Source organism: Serpentinimonas sp. SMBJO2, assembly GCF_056341105.1.
In genome coordinates this window covers 2466505-2484773 of sequence record NZ_CP150628.1, presented here as the reverse complement: position 1 = coordinate 2484773, position 18269 = coordinate 2466505, and the positions used below count along the sequence as shown (strand labels likewise).

Genomic DNA, 18269 nt, shown 5'->3' with positions numbered 1-18269 from the left:
CCGCGTGAGCGGGGATCGACCTGCGTCCGTGAGCTTGCGCGAGTAGTCGATAAAGTCTCCCCCGCGTGAGCGGGGATCGACCGCATACGAGCCGAACCAGTGGCAAAGACATGTTGTCTCCCCCGCGTGAGCGGGGATCGACCGTCGTTTCAGCCCACTATCGCTTACCCAAGTTTGTCTCCCCCGCGTGAGCGGGGATCGACCCGTATCCCGCACGACTTTCGCCGCGCTGTTTAAGTCTCCCCCGCGTGAGCGGGGATCGACCCCGAGGAATCGGGGGGTGGGTGGATCAAGTGGAGTCTCCCCCGCGTGAGCGGGGATCGACCTATCCTCGACCAGTGGGAAGGTCGGCAGGTAGTGTCTCCCCCGCGTGAGCGGGGATCGACCTTACGTGCCGCGAGACACGCTGGCGATGGTGCAGTCTCCCCCGCGTGAGCGGGGATCGACCGCCCCGGCGGGCATGGTGCGCGTTTCGATCGTCGTCTCCCCCGCGTGAGCGGGGATCGACCTTAAGCATGCATGGTGGGGTGGTTTTTTGTGGTGTCTCCCCCGCGTGAGCGGGGATCGACCCTTCGGCGCGTGCCGTTGCGCATGGTGACTTCGGTGTCTCCCCCGCGTGAGCGGGGATCGACCGCCACCCATGCATCGGCACGGTCGGGGAATGTCGTCTCCCCCGCGTGAGCGGGGATCGACCCGTGTCGTTTCATTGCATGAACCTGCCGACCACGTCTCCCCCGCGTGAGCGGGGATCGACCTCTCAAGTCCACCAAGGGACTGCACGCGCATGGGTCTCCCCCGCGTGAGCGGGGATCGACCGTCGAAATGTGCCCATGGTGAATCTTTCCACAAGTCTCCCCCGCGTGAGCGGGGATCGACCTTAAAGCAGCCCGAGCGGACGATGATCCCGTCTGTCTCCCCCGCGTGAGCGGGGATCGACCTTAGCGCCACCAAGCGCGGCCAGCAGATCGTTGGTCTCCCCCGCGTGAGCGGGGATCGACCCAGGTGCGGTCTGATCTGCCGCCTCGCCAGTTAGTCTCCCCCGCGTGAGCGGGGATCGACCTCTCTTGCAGTTGCTCAAGCTTTGAACGTAGAGGTCTCCCCCGCGTGAGCGGGGATCGACCTTAGCGCCACCAAGCGCGGCCAGCAGATCGTTGGTCTCCCCCGCGTGAGCGGGGATCGACCTCTGGTCTCTACAATCCGTCGCACACTGAGATGGTCTCCCCCGCGTGAGCGGGGATCGACCCCCCGTACAGTTCCTATTCCATATACGCCACCTGTCTCCCCCGCGTGAGCGGGGATCGACCCGTGGTGTGTCAAATGCTGTAATGGTTCTGCCAGTCTCCCCCGCGTGAGCGGGGATCGACCCGCCGATCTGTCCGGCAGCTACGGCATCAGCAGGTCTCCCCCGCGTGAGCGGGGATCGACCCTATGAGCGGTGTTGATGTTTGCCATGTTGCATGTCTCCCCCGCGTGAGCGGGGATCGACCCGGAAGTCGTCTCATACGAACCTGAACAGTTCCGTCTCCCCCGCGTGAGCGGGGATCGACCCTCACAGGCTCCCCCACTGCTCGGCCATGGCCTGTCTCCCCCGCGTGAGCGGGGATCGACCTTTTGAGGCCGCTGGATTTGTCAAGGTTAGCGGGTCTCCCCCGCGTGAGCGGGGATCGACCCTTGTACGCTCGCTTGATTTCCATTCACGCATTGTCTCCCCCGCGTGAGCGGGGATCGACCGCAGCCCAGCAAGGCAAATTCTCGCACCACTGCGTCTCCCCCGCGTGAGCGGGGATCGACCTGCGCGATGTCCATAGCACCTCCATCGTATAGAGTCTCCCCCGCGTGAGCGGGGATCGACCCACGCCCACCGAGACCGTGCTGGGCGCCGAGGTGTCTCCCCCGCGTGAGCGGGGATCGACCGCGAGACCGCCTGATGGCCACGATCTTCGATGAGTCTCCCCCGCGTGAGCGGGGATCGACCTTTCCCGCACATCTCCCAGGTGGTGCGGCCCCGGTCTCCCCCGCGTGAGCGGGGATCGACCCGCTACGGCACACCGCTGACCAGCACCATCGCCGTCTCCCCCGCGTGAGCGGGGATCGACCCGCATCGGCACCACCCAGACCGTCGAGAAACGTGTCTCCCCCGCGTGAGCGGGGATCGACCGTATCGAAGATGTATTTCCCAGCGATTTGCGAGGTCTCCCCCGCGTGAGCGGGGATCGACCTTCGTGCGCCGGTCACCATTCGTTGATCTCCCGGTCTCCCCCGCGTGAGCGGGGATCGACCCTACTGGAGGCCAGAAGCGACCGACAACACCATGTCTCCCCCGCGTGAGCGGGGATCGACCCACGCCCACCGAGACCGTGCTGGGCGCCGAGGTGTCTCCCCCGCGTGAGCGGGGATCGACCCTGGTGCGACGGATAACGGTTGGAATCGGCCACGTCTCCCCCGCGTGAGCGGGGATCGACCTCAGCTGCTCGATCTGGGCAATCTCCTTCGGGGGTCTCCCCCGCGTGAGCGGGGATCGACCCACGGTGGACTTGACGATGCCCAGCGGCTCGGCGTCTCCCCCGCGTGAGCGGGGATCGACCCGTCGGGAGCTACGCCGTGAAATCACTCGTCTTGTCTCCCCCGCGTGAGCGGGGATCGACCGAAGGCCCCAGTTACCGAGACCGTGCTGGAGCAGTCTCCCCCGCGTGAGCGGGGATCGACCCTATTGCGCGCTCAGGCAGATTGACGTAGTGGCGTCTCCCCCGCGTGAGCGGGGATCGACCCGCAGAGGGCGCTACGTTGGGGCCGCCAAGCGGGTCTCCCCCGCGTGAGCGGGGATCGACCTCGTTCTTGCGTTGAACCAACGCACACCGTTTGGTCTCCCCCGCGTGAGCGGGGATCGACCTGGCACTGGGTGAAGCCTCGCAAATCGCTGGGAGTCTCCCCCGCGTGAGCGGGGATCGACCCGACCGTGCACCGCGAGGGCGAAAGCCCCTTGTGTCTCCCCCGCGTGAGCGGGGATCGACCTCGTTGTGGGATCGCGGCGAAAACCTCATCGGGGTCTCCCCCGCGTGAGCGGGGATCGACCCTGCCGGATTCCCCAGGTGCTGGCCCACGCCTCGTCTCCCCCGCGTGAGCGGGGATCGACCTCTTGCGTGATGGTGGCCGGGTGCTGGCCTTCGGTCTCCCCCGCGTGAGCGGGGATCGACCTCACCCGGCTGACGTGGGCCGACCTCGATGTCGGTCTCCCCCGCGTGAGCGGGGATCGACCGCCGTTGGGCACCAGCTCGTCGGAGTAGCGCCCGTCTCCCCCGCGTGAGCGGGGATCGACCCGACAGCTGCGGGATGCCGATGGTGACGCGCACGTCTCCCCCGCGTGAGCGGGGATCGACCGTGAAGCGGGGTTCGGTACCGCCGAAGCCATTGGTCTCCCCCGCGTGAGCGGGGATCGACCTCCGAAGGCGCCCTTCACCAGTCCACCGAAGGCGTCTCCCCCGCGTGAGCGGGGATCGACCCCCCAGCCAGCATCGAAGCCATGCTCTCCAGCAGTCTCCCCCGCGTGAGCGGGGATCGACCCATGGCTGTACCTTGGTAGTCAAGCCCCTTTGTGTCTCCCCCGCGTGAGCGGGGATCGACCCCTGGCGGCATTTACTGCCGAGCTGGAGCAGCTGTCTCCCCCGCGTGAGCGGGGATCGACCTCGGACCTTCCCGGCACGGCGCGAGGCCGCAGGGTCTCCCCCGCGTGAGCGGGGATCGACCGTGGACTCGGTGCCCATGGTCGACGTGGTGCTGGTCTCCCCCGCGTGAGCGGGGATCGACCCCGCACCGCCGAAGGCGGCAAGAAGTTCTGAGGGTCTCCCCCGCGTGAGCGGGGATCGACCGCCGCCAGAGCTGAGGAACAACGCCGCACCGCAGTCTCCCCCGCGTGAGCGGGGATCGACCCTACCTTTCTCACCTTGCCAGCGTGTTCGCCATGTCTCCCCCGCGTGAGCGGGGATCGACCCGATGCCCGATAGGCGGCCAGGCGCTCCTTTGCGTCTCCCCCGCGTGAGCGGGGATCGACCGCACACGACCCACATCTTAAAATACGGGCCATGGTCTCCCCCGCGTGAGCGGGGATCGACCCGGGGATTACGCCACGGCTCAAGCGCATTGCCGGTCTCCCCCGCGTGAGCGGGGATCGACCCTTCCCTGGCTTCGAGCGGCACGTGATCGAGACGTCTCCCCCGCGTGAGCGGGGATCGACCCATTCCCGCCGCTGCGATTCGTGCGCCGTTCACGTCTCCCCCGCGTGAGCGGGGATCGACCTGGAGTTTGGTTCGGACGGGGCATCGCTGGCGGGTCTCCCCCGCGTGAGCGGGGATCGACCGCCGCGCTGGTGCCCATGTGCTGCGTGCGCATGGTCTCCCCCGCGTGAGCGGGGATCGACCACAATGATGGTTCTGTTGTCGATGGTTCCGGCCGTCTCCCCCGCGTGAGCGGGGATCGACCCCAGCATTCTGAAGGATCTTGCTCGCATGATGAGTCTCCCCCGCGTGAGCGGGGATCGACCCCAGACCGACAGCGGAAACAACCGACTGCCACCGTCTCCCCCGCGTGAGCGGGGATCGACCTTCAGCGGAATCTCAAGCACCAGTCTAGGGGGCGTCTCCCCCGCGTGAGCGGGGATCGACCCCGCACCGCGACCGCTGAGAGCGAGATATTCAAGTCTCCCCCGCGTGAGCGGGGATCGACCCCTGCGATTGCGATTGGGTGGAACGACCTTCACGTCTCCCCCGCGTGAGCGGGGATCGACCCTACCCCGAGAGCGAATGCAAGGGAGAGTGCATGTCTCCCCCGCGTGAGCGGGGATCGACCCGCAGGTCGAGCGTTTCTATGGGGTCGCCGTGGGTCTCCCCCGCGTGAGCGGGGATCGACCTCGTTGTCAGCTCTACCGCTTCGGCAAGGCTGAGTCTCCCCCGCGTGAGCGGGGATCGACCCGCAAGGCGGCAGAGATTGAATGGGAGTACGCCGTCTCCCCCGCGTGAGCGGGGATCGACCCTCACAACCCGCGACTTGATGGCGGCAGAGGCAGTCTCCCCCGCGTGAGCGGGGATCGACCCTCAGGCGAGAAAGGGTTTAGGCCGCAATGCATGTCTCCCCCGCGTGAGCGGGGATCGACCCATGGATGACTACGACGGCGCAGACCGCAGACGGTCTCCCCCGCGTGAGCGGGGATCGACCCGTGCTCAATGTATTCCAGCGGCGGCAAGATGTGTCTCCCCCGCGTGAGCGGGGATCGACCGCAACACCTGATTTGCCCGCTCTGCGCCATCAGGTCTCCCCCGCGTGAGCGGGGATCGACCCATCATGCCAGCCGCCGCAAGCGAGGATGTGCAGTCTCCCCCGCGTGAGCGGGGATCGACCCAAACAAACGACCAGCAACCGCCGCCAAAAGCAGTCTCCCCCGCGTGAGCGGGGATCGACCCTGGTGAGGCATCAACAACGGGCGAGGCAGCAAGTCTCCCCCGCGTGAGCGGGGATCGACCCCAGGTCGCCGCCGCTGGAGTTCTACCAGGTCGGTCTCCCCCGCGTGAGCGGGGATCGACCCCAGGTCGCCGCCGCTGGAGTTCAACCAGGTCGGTCTCCCCCGCGTGAGCGGGGATCGACCCTGCTGGCACAGGACGGGGCTTCTGAGGGAATCGTCTCCCCCGCGTGAGCGGGGATCGACCCCCGGCAGGCAGAAGGCGTATGGAGCGGTTACCGTCTCCCCCGCGTGAGCGGGGATCGACCCTAGTAAAGGATTTGCATGGACTACATCACCATGTCTCCCCCGCGTGAGCGGGGATCGACCCCACATGATCGCCATGCACCAGAACCCGGCTGCGTCTCCCCCGCGTGAGCGGGGATCGACCCTGGCGAGGCGGCAGCATCAGGCGAGGCGGCAGGTCTCCCCCGCGTGAGCGGGGATCGACCCCGTTCCGCTGCTGGAGCGCACCCTTTCCATCGGTCTCCCCCGCGTGAGCGGGGATCGACCGTCACCGACGTGCGCGTGGAGCGGTTGCAGGACGTCTCCCCCGCGTGAGCGGGGATCGACCCGCCTCCAGCGCCTGCTGCGCTGCGTCTCTGAGGTCTCCCCCGCGTGAGCGGGGATCGACCTCGGCGACGTCGACGGCGGCATGGATAACTTCCGTCTCCCCCGCGTGAGCGGGGATCGACCTTTCCAGCAAAGCCACTGCGGGCGGTCTTTGAGGTCTCCCCCGCGTGAGCGGGGATCGACCACCATTGTGGTTCAGGTCGAACCCGCGCCACCAGTCTCCCCCGCGTGAGCGGGGATCGACCTTCCCTATCACGGCTGAAGTGAGTATGGAAATTGTCTCCCCCGCGTGAGCGGGGATCGACCCGCATCGCAAAGCGGCAGGGTTACCACATGACCGTCTCCCCCGCGTGAGCGGGGATCGACCGTGAGCAACGGTGCCCGCCCTTACGCCCGATGCGTCTCCCCCGCGTGAGCGGGGATCGACCTCGTCAGGGGACGATGTGCGATACCTGAGCCGCGTCTCCCCCGCGTGAGCGGGGATCGACCCGACAAGGCCGGAACCATCGATAACAGAACCATGTCTCCCCCGCGTGAGCGGGGATCGACCCGTGGCAATAACCAACGTAAACGGCGCATTCACGTCTCCCCCGCGTGAGCGGGGATCGACCGCCACCCCGGCCCCGGCCCCGGCCCCCGCAACAGTCTCCCCCGCGTGAGCGGGGATCGACCCGAGGGCAGCGGATTGTGGTACGGGCTTAGGGTGTCTCCCCCGCGTGAGCGGGGATCGACCTCATGACGCCCTACCCATGGCCATTCCCCCGATGTCTCCCCCGCGTGAGCGGGGATCGACCCAGCGCCTAGGTCTTGATTTGCCGGGGTGAAGTGTCTCCCCCGCGTGAGCGGGGATCGACCCTTAATGCAGGCCAGCAGGGCGATGTTACGCGGGTCTCCCCCGCGTGAGCGGGGATCGACCCGATACAGACACCTTCCGCGCTGCCCCACTCTAGTCTCCCCCGCGTGAGCGGGGATCGACCCCCAAGACCCGATCAGCAGCACTGACGGCACCAGTCTCCCCCGCGTGAGCGGGGATCGACCCCGAGAGATTGTAAGGCAAAAGGATCGACTGGCGTCTCCCCCGCGTGAGCGGGGATCGACCCGCGCAGGGTGAAGGCGCCCAGCTGGGCAAGATGTCTCCCCCGCGTGAGCGGGGATCGACCTGCTGCCGATGGCCGTAATTGCGCCGCTTGGAAGTCTCCCCCGCGTGAGCGGGGATCGACCCGATTCAGCCGCGCCCAATAGTGAGTTGAACGCGTCTCCCCCGCGTGAGCGGGGATCGACCTGACGCCCTCGGGGCCGCTTGCGGTCTGGTCGAGTCTCCCCCGCGTGAGCGGGGATCGACCTGACGCCCTCGGGGCCGCTTGCGGTCTGGTCGAGTCTCCCCCGCGTGAGCGGGGATCGACCCCACGCCTTCAGGCCAGGGTTGTCGAAGGCCTCGTCTCCCCCGCGTGAGCGGGGATCGACCCGGCTGGGTGTCAGGGTTGTATTGGCTCATATGGTCTCCCCCGCGTGAGCGGGGATCGACCTTGCCGCTGATCGGTATAAGGGTCGTATGGTGGGTCTCCCCCGCGTGAGCGGGGATCGACCGTCTCGCGGGTGAGGGGCGAGGTGCGAAAGTGGGTCTCCCCCGCGTGAGCGGGGATCGACCGTTTGCGCAGACCCCAGAAGGCGATGAGGGCGAGTCTCCCCCGCGTGAGCGGGGATCGACCCTTTGCGATTTTGGTAGAGAGGAAGGCCATTTGGTCTCCCCCGCGTGAGCGGGGATCGACCCGACCCAGCCTCAGCCGGGGGAGCAGAAAAGGGGTCTCCCCCGCGTGAGCGGGGATCGACCGATTGGGTTCAGGACACAAAACGCGCTTGGCAAGTCTCCCCCGCGTGAGCGGGGATCGACCTTGTGGGCACCGACCAGATATTGCAGGCCCTACGTCTCCCCCGCGTGAGCGGGGATCGACCCACAGTCGACGCGGCGAAGGTGTTTGGCGTTGAGTCTCCCCCGCGTGAGCGGGGATCGACCGCTAAGCGCCGGACGCGGCCCCCTAGCCTTTGGGTCTCCCCCGCGTGAGCGGGGATCGACCTCTCGCAAGCTCCGTGAAGGCCAGCACCGTATAGTCTCCCCCGCGTGAGCGGGGATCGACCTCGCACATGGATGACTGAAAGCGAAAAGATAGGGTCTCCCCCGCGTGAGCGGGGATCGACCTGCAGCGGCGGCGGTGGCCAATGCGACCCTTTGGTCTCCCCCGCGTGAGCGGGGATCGACCCCTGAGTTCGACGTTCAAGGCTTGAGCCACTGCGTCTCCCCCGCGTGAGCGGGGATCGACCTCTCGTCGGCTTGGTCTTGGTACAGCGCAAAGTGTCTCCCCCGCGTGAGCGGGGATCGACCCCGCACGATGTCGTCATAGCGATCGGCAAACTGGTCTCCCCCGCGTGAGCGGGGATCGACCCCGACGTGCCGTTCCTGGCGCGCCATGCGTTCAGTCTCCCCCGCGTGAGCGGGGATCGACCCGGACAATGCAAGGGCGGCAAGGGCTGCCCGGTGTCTCCCCCGCGTGAGCGGGGATCGACCCCTGATCGGTGACGTGTCGCTTCAGGTCCGCACGTCTCCCCCGCGTGAGCGGGGATCGACCTGGTCTCAGGGCGGTGGCGCGGCAGACTGTATCGTCTCCCCCGCGTGAGCGGGGATCGACCCGATTTGGCTTTGCCGGTTTCCAGCAAATCGGCGTCTCCCCCGCGTGAGCGGGGATCGACCCCCTGCACAGCCAACGAACTGGCAGACCTGACCGTCTCCCCCGCGTGAGCGGGGATCGACCGCGAGGATGCAACTCCAGTACATCTGCGTCTGGGTCTCCCCCGCGTGAGCGGGGATCGACCTCAGCTAGCCCTTGCACGCGCTCAAGCTGATGAGTCTCCCCCGCGTGAGCGGGGATCGACCCTGATCGGCGGTGCAAAGCACGCAGCCTTCCTCGTCTCCCCCGCGTGAGCGGGGATCGACCTCATTTACGGGTCGAGGCGCTGGATGCCCTGTGGTCTCCCCCGCGTGAGCGGGGATCGACCGCTGCTGCCCAGCAGGGTTGGTGCGCTGTTTGCGTCTCCCCCGCGTGAGCGGGGATCGACCTCGGCAGGCAGGCCGGGTGCGATGGATCACCTCGTCTCCCCCGCGTGAGCGGGGATCGACCCATTCAGATTGCACTTCACCGCCAGCCGCAGCGGTCTCCCCCGCGTGAGCGGGGATCGACCTCCGAACGGATGCCACAACCGCCGACCATTCCGGTCTCCCCCGCGTGAGCGGGGATCGACCCGAGTGCTAGAGCGCGCCATCGTTGACCTGCAAGTCTCCCCCGCGTGAGCGGGGATCGACCATCACCTGCGCCGGTTTTATGACCTGATGGCCAGTCTCCCCCGCGTGAGCGGGGATCGACCTCTGCTCATGCAGGTCTACGGCCCCCACAATCGGTCTCCCCCGCGTGAGCGGGGATCGACCCACTTCATGTCGCGGAGAAGGTGACAATGGCAGGTCTCCCCCGCGTGAGCGGGGATCGACCCCCAGCCGGTTCGATGCCGATGGCAACCGTCTGGTCTCCCCCGCGTGAGCGGGGATCGACCCATTCCATGCGTGTGCAAACCTTCTGACCCGCCGTCTCCCCCGCGTGAGCGGGGATCGACCGAAAGCCGAGCAAGCACGCCGCAACAGCGTCAAGTCTCCCCCGCGTGAGCGGGGATCGACCTGCAGATTCGTAGCTCACGTCATACACCCTGTCGTCTCCCCCGCGTGAGCGGGGATCGACCCCGGGGCGACTGCGTGGCCCTGGTGGCCGCCATGTCTCCCCCGCGTGAGCGGGGATCGACCTCACGTTGCGGTGCGAGTGCAGGATCACGCCGCGTCTCCCCCGCGTGAGCGGGGATCGACCTGTCAGCAGAGTCTGACACCATTGTCATCAAGGGTCTCCCCCGCGTGAGCGGGGATCGACCCGAATCCATCGAAGCTGGCGTCGTGCCCAGCATGTCTCCCCCGCGTGAGCGGGGATCGACCTCCCCTACCGTGGCCGGGCTCACACCCAGCACAGTCTCCCCCGCGTGAGCGGGGATCGACCTGCGGCCGTGACCCAGCAGCAAGCGCCGGCTGAGTCTCCCCCGCGTGAGCGGGGATCGACCGCGCAGGCGGTCGCGGTGCGCCCAAAGATCGGTGTCTCCCCCGCGTGAGCGAGGATCGACCTGATCCAGTCCGAGAGCTTTCGGCCCTCGCGCTGTCTCCCCCGCGTGAGCGGGGATCGACCCGGCAAGACCATCATAGAGGGCACCGGCAGTCAGTCTCCCCCGCGTGAGCGGGGATCGACCTCTTCGCCGGCAAGCGCTCCCAAAAAACAGCCGGTCTCCCCCGCGTGAGCGGGGATCGACCCGTGACCTACGACGACGCCACGACCGGCAACCTGTCTCCCCCGCGTGAGCGGGGATCGACCCGACTCGGCCACATCCCGCAGCGCCTTGATACCGTCTCCCTCGGGTGAGCGGGGATCGAACTTGCTGGGCGAAAAACACGATCTGTCTGGATTGGGTTCTCCCCGATCGAGCAGGAATGAGTCCGTGCCTAGAAGGCGTTTTTATGGGCTTGGTGATGCCGAGGTATCGGTCGGGCCTAAAAACGCGCAAAGAGGCCGAGAGCTGCGCTCGACTAGGCAGGCGCCGCCGGGACTTGGCGTAACTACAAAACGCAGCTACACTACGGCCACAATGGAGCTTGAACTCGGCTTGGCCCGCTCTGCCGTGCCCTACGTGGTCTATACCGTTCGACACGAGCACACTATCCGCCTGATTTCAGCAAGGAAAGCCAATGCCAGCGAAAGAAAGCACTATCGTCAAGCGCACCCTTGACCTCAAGCAGCCGCCGCGCTTGGGCGCCGAGCAAAAGGCACGACTGGCTGCCGTGGCCTCGATGCCCGATGAGCAGATCGACTACAGCGACGCACCTGCACTACCCGATGCGGTCTGGATGAAGGCGGCGGCAGAATTGCCCCACGCCAAGAAGCAAGTGACGCTGCGCATCGATGCCGACGTGTTGGCGTACTTCAAGCACGCCGGCAAGCGCTACCAGTCGCGCATGAACGCCGTGTTGCGCTCCTACGTCGAGGCGCACAAGGCGCAGGCGAAGTGACCGAGCGCTGCAGTCGCTGAAAAACTGTGGTCGAGCCTGCATCCAGACCACATCGGACAGGGGTTAGGCTGCACACTGCTAGGCCACAGTGCGTTAGACACAGGAGCAGGAAAGGGTTATCATGCAGCATTACCATGTGATAACAGGCCCACTATGGCAACGTCTCTCAAAATCGACGACACGCTGAAAGGTCGCGTTCAGCACCTCGCCAGCCAGCGCCGCCGCTCGCCTCACTGGATCATGCTCGAAGCGATTCAGCAGTACGTCGAGCGCGAAGAAGCCCGCGAGAGCTTTAAGCAGGAGGCCTTGGCATCTTGGGCGGCCTACAAGGAAACCGGCCGCCACCTGAGTGGCCAAGAAGTTCGCACTTGGTTGAACACTTGGGGCACCGATGACGCAAAGGCGGTGCCGGAGTGCCACGAGTAATCGTTACCGAAGGCGCGGCGCAAGGTTTGGAACGTTGCCGGCGATTTCTGGCGGTCAAAGCACCGGACGCCGCCAAGCGCGCCGGCCAGGCCATCGAGCGGCAATTCCTGCTGCTGGAAACCGCCCCCGACATTGGCCGGCCGTGCCCTGACATGCCCGATCTGCGCGAGTGGGTGATTGCCTTTGGGGATTCCGGCTATGTGGCCCTGTACCGCCACGAGCCGGCCGACGATGCGGTGTATGTTCTGGCCTTTCGGCACCAGAAAGAGGCGGGCTATTGATGGCCAGCGTGGTGGACGCTGCTAGCCTTGGTCCACCGGCGTGCGCAAGGTCACGAACTCTTCGGCCACGGTCGGGTGGATGCCCAGCGTGGCGTCGAACTGCGCCTTGGTGGCGCCGGCTTGCAGCGCCACGGCAAAGCCCTGCACGATCTCGCCGGCTTCGGCGCCCACCATGTGCAGGCCGAGCACGCGGTCGTCGGCGTCGTTGACGATCAGCTTGATCAGCGTGCGCTCGCTGCTGGCGCTCAGGGTGTGGCGCAGGGCGCGAAACTCGCTGCGATAGACACGCACGCGCCGGTAGCGCTGGCGCGCCTGCGCCTCGCTCAGGCCCACCGTGGCCAGGCTGGGGTGGGTGAACACGGCGGTGGGCACCAGATCGAGGTCGAGCGCCGCGCGGGCGTGGCCGCTGCCGTAAAGCTGGTCGACCAGCCGCATGGCCTGCGCCAGCGCCACCGGGGTGAGTTGCATCGGCCCGGTGACGTCGCCCAGCGCATAGACGCTGGGCACGCTGCTTTGAAACTGCGCATCGACCACGATCTCGCCTTGCGCTCCCAGCGCCACGCCCAGTTCCTCGAGGCCCAGCCCCTGCACGTTGGGCCGGCGCCCGGTGGCGTAGAGCGCGGCATCGACGACCAGGCGGTTGCCGTCTTCCATTGTCACGTGCAGGCCGTCGGCGTGGCGCTCCAGCCCCAGCACGCCGGCTTGCAAGCGCAGATCGAGCCCTTGCTTGAGCAGTTCGGCGGCCAGAAAGTGGCGCAGCTCGTCGTCGAAGCCGCGCAAGATCTGCTCGCCGCGATAGAGCTGCGTCACGTGCGCGCCCAAGCCGTGAAAGATGGAGGCGAACTCGCAGGCGATGTAGCCGCCGCCGACCACCAGCAGCCGCTGCGGAAAGGGCTCGATCTCAAACAGATCGCCGGAGTGCAGGGCATGCTCGCGGCCCTTGAAGTGCGGCAGATGCGGCGCGGCCCCGGTGGCTACGAGGATGCGCGCGGCGCTGAAGCGGTGCTGGCCCGGCGAGCCGTCGGCGTTTAGGGTGGCCAGGCTCACCGTGTGGGGGTCGAGCAGGCGCGCCCAGCCCTCGAACAGCGCCACGCCGCTGGCGCGCAGCAGATCGGCATAGACGCCGTTGAGCCGCGCCAGCTCGCGTGCGCGGTTGGCCTTGAGGGTGGACCAGTTGAGCCGCGCCGGCGCGCCCTCCCAGCCGTAGCCCAGCGACTCGCGCTGCGCGGCCGCGTAGTGCGCGGCGTAGCCGTAGAGCTTTTTGGGGATGCAGCCGGCGTTGACGCAGGTGCCGCCCAGCCCGGCCACGCCGTGCGCCTCGGCCAGCGCCACGCGCACGCCACGCTGCGCCGCCATGCGCGCCGCGCGCACGCCACCGCTGCCGCCACCAATCACGAAGAGGTCGAAGTCGTAGGGGTTCATGGCGGCTGTGGCGGTGGGGTGGCTGAGGGCAAATTATGCCGCGCTGCGGCTGCCACGGGGCGCCTCGGGGCGGCGCGCAGCCTGCGCCCCGAGGCTGCGCTGCAAAAAGCGCCCGGTGTGGCTGCTGGGGCAGGCCGCCACTTGCTCGGGGGTGCCGCAGACCAGGATCTGGCCGCCGCCGGCACCGCCTTCGGGGCCGAGGTCGATGAGCCAGTCGGCGGTTTTGATCACGTCCAGGTTGTGCTCGATCACCACGATGGTGTTGCCGGCGTCGCGCAGCTGGTGCAGCACCTTGAGCAGCAGCTCGATGTCGGCGAAGTGCAGGCCGGTGGTGGGTTCGTCCAGCACGTAAAGGGTGCGGCCGGTGTCGCGCTTCGAGAGCTCGAGCGCCAGCTTGACGCGCTGCGCCTCGCCGCCCGAGAGCGTGGTCGCGCTCTGGCCCAGGCGCAGATAGCCCAGTCCGACGTCGAGCAGGGTTTGCAGTTTGCGCTGCAGCGCCGGCACGGCCTGGAAGCAGGCGCTGGCCTGCTCGACCGTGAGCTCCAGAATCTGCGCGATGTGCTTGCCCTTGTACTGCACCGCCAGCGTTTCGCGGTTGTAGCGCTGGCCCTGGCAGACCTCGCACGCCACATAGACGTCGGGCAGGAAGTGCATTTCGACCTTGACCACGCCGTCGCCCTGGCAGGCTTCGCAGCGGCCACCGCCGGCCGACTGCGCCACGTTGAACGAAAAGCGCCCCGGGCCATAGCCGCGCTCGCGCGCCGCCGGCACCTCGGCCAGCAGCTCGCGGATGCCGGTGAACAGGCCGGTGTAGGTGGCCGGGTTGCTGCGCGGGGTGCGCCCGATCGGGCTTTGATCGACGTTGATGACCTTGTCGAAATGCTCCAGCCCTTCCAGGCCCTGGTGCGGCGCCGCTTCGTCGTGGCTGCGGTAGAGGTGGCGCGCCACGGCGCGGTACAGGGTGTCGTTGACGAGGGTCGATTTGCCCGAGCCGCTCACGCCGGTGACGCAGGTGAACAGCCCCACGGGGAAGGCGGTGCTGACCGCGCGCAGGTTGTGGCCGCTGGCCTGCAGCAGGCGCAGCGCCGGGCCGCTGTCCGGGTCGAAGGCTTTGCGCTGCCTGGGCACCTCGATGCGCCGGGCGCCCGAGAGGTAGGCGCCGGTGAGCGAGCCCGGCGTGGCCATGAGCTGGGCGCAGCTGCCTTGGGCCATGACGCGCCCGCCGTGTACGCCGGCGCCGGGGCCGAGGTCGATGACGTGGTCGGCGGCGCGGATCATGTCTTCGTCGTGTTCGACCACCAGCACGCTGTTGCCGAGTTCGCGCAGGCGCAGCAGGGTGCCGATCAGGCGCTCGTTGTCGCGCTGGTGCAAGCCGATGCTGGGCTCGTCGAGCACGTACAGCACGCCCGACAGGCCCGAGCCGATCTGGCTGGCCAGGCGGATGCGCTGCGCCTCGCCGCCGCTCAGGGTCTCGGCGCTGCGCTCCAGGTTCAGGTAGCCCAGCCCGACGTCGTTGAGAAAGCGCAGCCGCGCCGCGATTTCGCGCTGCACCCGGGCCCCGATCTCGGCCTTGGCGCCCTGTAGCTGCAGCTGTTCGAACCAATGCAGCGCCTGCGCCAGCGTGATCTGGCCGATCTGGTAGATGGCGCGGGCTTGCTCGCCTGCGCCGATGTACACGTGGCGCGCCTGCGGCCGCAGGCGGCTGCCGTGGCACTGCGGGCAGACCTGGGTGCTGCGCAGACGCGCCAGTTCTTCGCGCACGGTCGGGTGGCTGCCTTCGCGCCAGCGCCGCTCGAGGTTGGGCAGCAGGCCCTCGAAGGGGTGGCTTTTGCGCACCGTCTGGCCGGCGTCGAAGGCGTAGTCGAAGGCGATGGCGTGCGCGCCCGACCCGTGCAGCAGCACCTGGCGCACCGGCTCGGGCAGGCGCTCCCAAGGGGCTTCGAGGTCGAAGCCGTAGTGCGCGGCCAGGTTTTGCAGCACGCCAAAAGCCTGGGCGTTGCGCCGGTCCCAGCCCTTGATGGCGCCGGCGGCCAGGCTCAGGCTGGGGAAGGCCACCACCCGCGCCGGGTCGAAACGCTCCACCTGTCCCAAGCCCTCGCAGCCGGGGCAGGCCCCAAGGGGTGAGTTGAACGAGAACAGGCGCGGCTCGAGCTCGTCGAGCGCGTAATCACACAGCGGGCAGGCAAAGCGTGCGCTCAGCAGGTGTTCGCGGCCGCTGTCGAGTTCGAGCACCAGCGCCTTGCCGTCGCCCAGCCGCAGCGCGGTTTCGAAGCTCTCGGCCAGCCGCTGGCGCTGGTCGGCGCCTGCGCTGGGGTCGGGCGCCCCGGCCTCGGGCGCGCGCACCCTGAGGCGGTCGATCACCACGTCGAGGTCGTGCTTGTCGTGGCGCTTGAGCGCCGGCAGGCGCTCGGCCTCGAGCACTTGGCCGTCGAGCCTGAAGCGCACGAAGCCCTGCGCCTGCAGCTCGGCCAGGGTGTCGGTGAATCCGCCCTTGCGCGCGCGCGCGATCGGGGCCAGCAGCAGGATTTTGCTGCCTGGCGGCAGCGCCAGCACCTGATCGACCATCTGGCTCACCGTTTGCGCCCGCAGCGCCTGGCCGTGCTCGGGGCAGTGCGGGCTGCCGACGCGGGCATAGAGCAGCCGCAGGTAGTCGTGGACTTCGGTCACCGTGCCCACGGTCGAGCGCGGGTTGTGGCTGGTGGCTTTCTGCTCGATGGCGATGGCCGGCGCCAGGCCGTCGATGCTGTCCACGTCGGGCTTGTCGAGGCGCTGCAAGAACTGGCGCGCGTAGGCGCTCAGGCTCTCGACGTAGCGGCGCTGGCCCTCGGCGTACAGGGTGTCGAAGGCAAGGCTGGATTTGCCCGAGCCCGACAGGCCGGTGATCACCACCAGCGCGTTTTTCGGGATGTCGAGGTCGATGTTTTTCAGGTTGTGCGTGCGCGCGCCACGCACGCGCAGCATCGGCAGCGCAGCGGGCTGACGCAGCGCCTGCGCCAGCGGGGTGCCGTGGTCTGGGGCGCTGGAGGCAAGGGCGGCAGCGGCGGTGGGGTGGTCGGGGTTCAAGGGGCGCGGCAAGTCGATCGGGGGCAACCCCCGATCATAGGAGCTCTGGCCCAGGCGTGCCCAGGCTGCGCCCCAGCGCCCGCCTCGGGCCGCCCCTTACTGCCCCTGCCCGAGCGCGAAGCCGCGTTCGCCGTCGAAGGTGCAGAGGTTTTCGGTCTTGATGAAGTCGATGCCGCGCTGCGCCAGCGCCTGCATCAGTTCGATCAGGTCGGTATGCGTCACGCTCGCGCCGTTGGCGGCCACGAAGCGGCAGCGCCAGTGGTCGGTGCAGAAGGTTTCGGGGAACCCCCCCGGCCAGACCTTGACGCCGCGGTTGGTGATCATCTGCAGGTGAAACGCCGGCGTCACCAACGCGCTCAGCTGGCCGGCCAGAAAGTCGGCGCTGCAGCGCGCGTTGACGAACACATCGACCCCCACCAGCGCCTTGACCGACACCGGATCGGGCAGCGCCGCATGCAGCCCCGAGTGGGCCGCCGCCGCCGAGGTCTCGAGGGCGGTTTGGGCGGGCGCCACGTAACGCACCGGTTTGAGTTGGCTCGGTTCCTGGCCCAGGCGGTCGATCACGGCGTCGGCAAAGTCCATGCTGCCAAAGGGCCGGCCGACGCTCAGCGAGCCGCGCAGGTCGGCGGTGATGATGCCGTCTTCGATCGTGCGCAGCCAGGCGTTGTGCACCTTTTCGGCCACTTCGGACTGGCCGATGTGGATCAGCATCATCACCCCCGCCAGCAGCAGGCCCGACGGGTTGGCGATGCCCTTGCCGGCGATGTCGGGGGCGCTGCCGTGGATGGCCTCGAACATGGCGATGCGCTCGCCGATGTTGGCGCTCGGGGCCAGCCCGACCGAGCCGGTGATCTCGGCCGCCACGTCGCTGATGATGTCGCCGTACAGATTGAGGGTGACGATGACGTCGAAGCGCTCGGGCCGCGTGGCCAGCCGCGCCGCGCCGATGTCGATGATCATGTGCTCGTTTTCGATCTGCGGGTATTCCTTGGCCACTTCGTCGAAGACCTTGTGAAACAGGCCGTCGGTCATCTTCATGATGTTGTCTTTGGTCATGCACGTGACCTTGCGCCGCGCGTTCTGGACCGCGTACTCGAAGGCGTAGCGGATGATCTTTTCGCAGCCGGGCCGGGTCACGAGCTTGAGGCACTGATAGACCTGATCGGTCTGGCGGTGCTCGATGCCGGCGTACAGGTCTTCCTCGTTTTCGCGCACGATCACCAGGTCCATCTCGGGGTGCAGCGTCTTGACGAAGGGGTGATAGGTGACGCAGGGGCGCACGTTGGCGTACAGGCCCAGCGTTTTGCGGATGGTCACGTTCAGGCTCTTGAAGCCGCCGCCTTGCGGGGTGGTGATGGGGCCCTTGAGCAACACGCGGGTGCGGCGCAGGCTGTCCCAGCTCTCGGGCGCGATGCCCGAGGTGTGGCCGGCCAGATACTGCGCTTCGCCGACGCTGATGGTCTCGGGCGCGATCTGCGCTCCGGCAGCGCGCAGCACGCGCAGCGTGGCTTCGGTGATCTCGGGGCCGATGCCGTCGCCCGGGGCGACGGTGATGGGAACCAGGTTGCTCATGGGGGATGCTCCTCTTGAGGTTGGGTGAATCGATGCAGTGCGGGGCGCGGCAGCGCCCATGGGCTGCGGGCCAGCGCAGAGTATGACGCGAAAGCGCCTCATGACCCGATTATCTTATGGCCTACATCGCTCGGACTAAACCTAGTGTGGCGTTGCGCGCTATCTGGAACATAAAACCGCGCCTTTTCGTCCCTGCTGTCGTTGCAAATCCGCGCCATAGTGGCACTATGGCTGTGGTTTGCGCCTAAGCAGGGCCAAAAATCCATCGGTTTTATTTGTCCCATCCAGCGCGCACCAC

Annotated in this window: 6 protein-coding genes and 1 CRISPR repeat array (1 of these 7 running past the window's edge); of the genes, 3 read left to right on the top strand and 3 right to left on the bottom strand. The window is 67.8% G+C overall.

What is annotated here, in order from left to right:
• Nucleotides 1-10576: direct repeats of the CRISPR family, unit length 28 nt; unit sequence GTCTCCCCCGCGTGAGCGGGGATCGACC; it reaches 983 nt to the left of the window's first position.
• A gap of 310 nt (nucleotides 10577-10886) precedes the next feature.
• The 3 genes from AAAZ40_RS11605 (at nucleotide 10887) to AAAZ40_RS11595 (ending at nucleotide 11914) form a co-directional block, all read left to right on the top strand.
• On the top strand, nucleotides 10887-11207 hold the full coding sequence (locus AAAZ40_RS11605; protein WP_476464037.1) for a BrnA antitoxin family protein: 321 nt from the start codon (nucleotides 10887-10889) through the stop codon (nucleotides 11205-11207).
• A gap of 153 nt (nucleotides 11208-11360) precedes the next feature.
• Nucleotides 11361-11633, top strand: a complete 273-nt coding sequence (locus tag AAAZ40_RS11600) for a CopG family ribbon-helix-helix protein (RefSeq protein WP_476464038.1) — start codon at nucleotides 11361-11363, stop codon at nucleotides 11631-11633.
• A complete protein-coding gene (locus AAAZ40_RS11595) occupies nucleotides 11621-11914 on the top strand; it encodes a type II toxin-antitoxin system RelE/ParE family toxin (protein ID WP_476464039.1) in 294 nt (97 codons plus the stop codon). The genes AAAZ40_RS11600 and AAAZ40_RS11595 overlap by 13 nt, the downstream gene beginning before the upstream one ends.
• A gap of 21 nt (nucleotides 11915-11935) precedes the next feature.
• Here AAAZ40_RS11595 and gorA read toward each other — a convergent pair whose 3' ends face one another.
• The 3 genes from gorA to AAAZ40_RS11580 all read right to left on the bottom strand — a co-directional run bounded on the left by gorA (nucleotide 11936) and on the right by AAAZ40_RS11580 (nucleotide 17971).
• On the bottom strand, nucleotides 11936-13336 hold the full coding sequence (gorA, locus tag AAAZ40_RS11590; protein WP_476660502.1) for a glutathione-disulfide reductase: 1401 nt from the start codon (nucleotides 13334-13336) through the stop codon (nucleotides 11936-11938).
• Nucleotides 13337-13369: 33 nt separating this feature from the next.
• On the bottom strand, nucleotides 13370-16297 hold the full coding sequence (gene uvrA / locus AAAZ40_RS11585; RefSeq protein WP_476661738.1) for an excinuclease ABC subunit UvrA: 2928 nt from the start codon (nucleotides 16295-16297) through the stop codon (nucleotides 13370-13372).
• 198 nt (nucleotides 16298-16495) lie between these two features.
• Entirely contained in the window at nucleotides 16496-17971 is a 1476-nt protein-coding gene (locus tag AAAZ40_RS11580) for an NADP-dependent isocitrate dehydrogenase (RefSeq protein WP_476660501.1), read from the bottom strand.
• Nucleotides 17972-18269 lie beyond the last annotated feature (298 nt).

Coding starts and splice junctions, on each gene's coding strand:
- AAAZ40_RS11605 (WP_476464037.1), top strand. CDS start 10,887: ATGCCAGCGAAAGAAAGCACTATCGTCAAGCGCACCCTTGACCTCAAG.
- AAAZ40_RS11600 (WP_476464038.1), top strand. CDS start 11,361: ATGGCAACGTCTCTCAAAATCGACGACACGCTGAAAGGTCGCGTTCAG.
- gorA (WP_476660502.1), bottom strand. CDS start 13,336: ATGAACCCCTACGACTTCGACCTCTTCGTGATTGGTGGCGGCAGCGGT.
- uvrA (WP_476661738.1), bottom strand. CDS start 16,297: ATGCTGCGCGTGCGTGGCGCGCGCACGCACAACCTGAAAAACATCGAC.
- AAAZ40_RS11580 (WP_476660501.1), bottom strand. CDS start 17,971: ATGAGCAACCTGGTTCCCATCACCGTCGCCCCGGGCGACGGCATCGGC.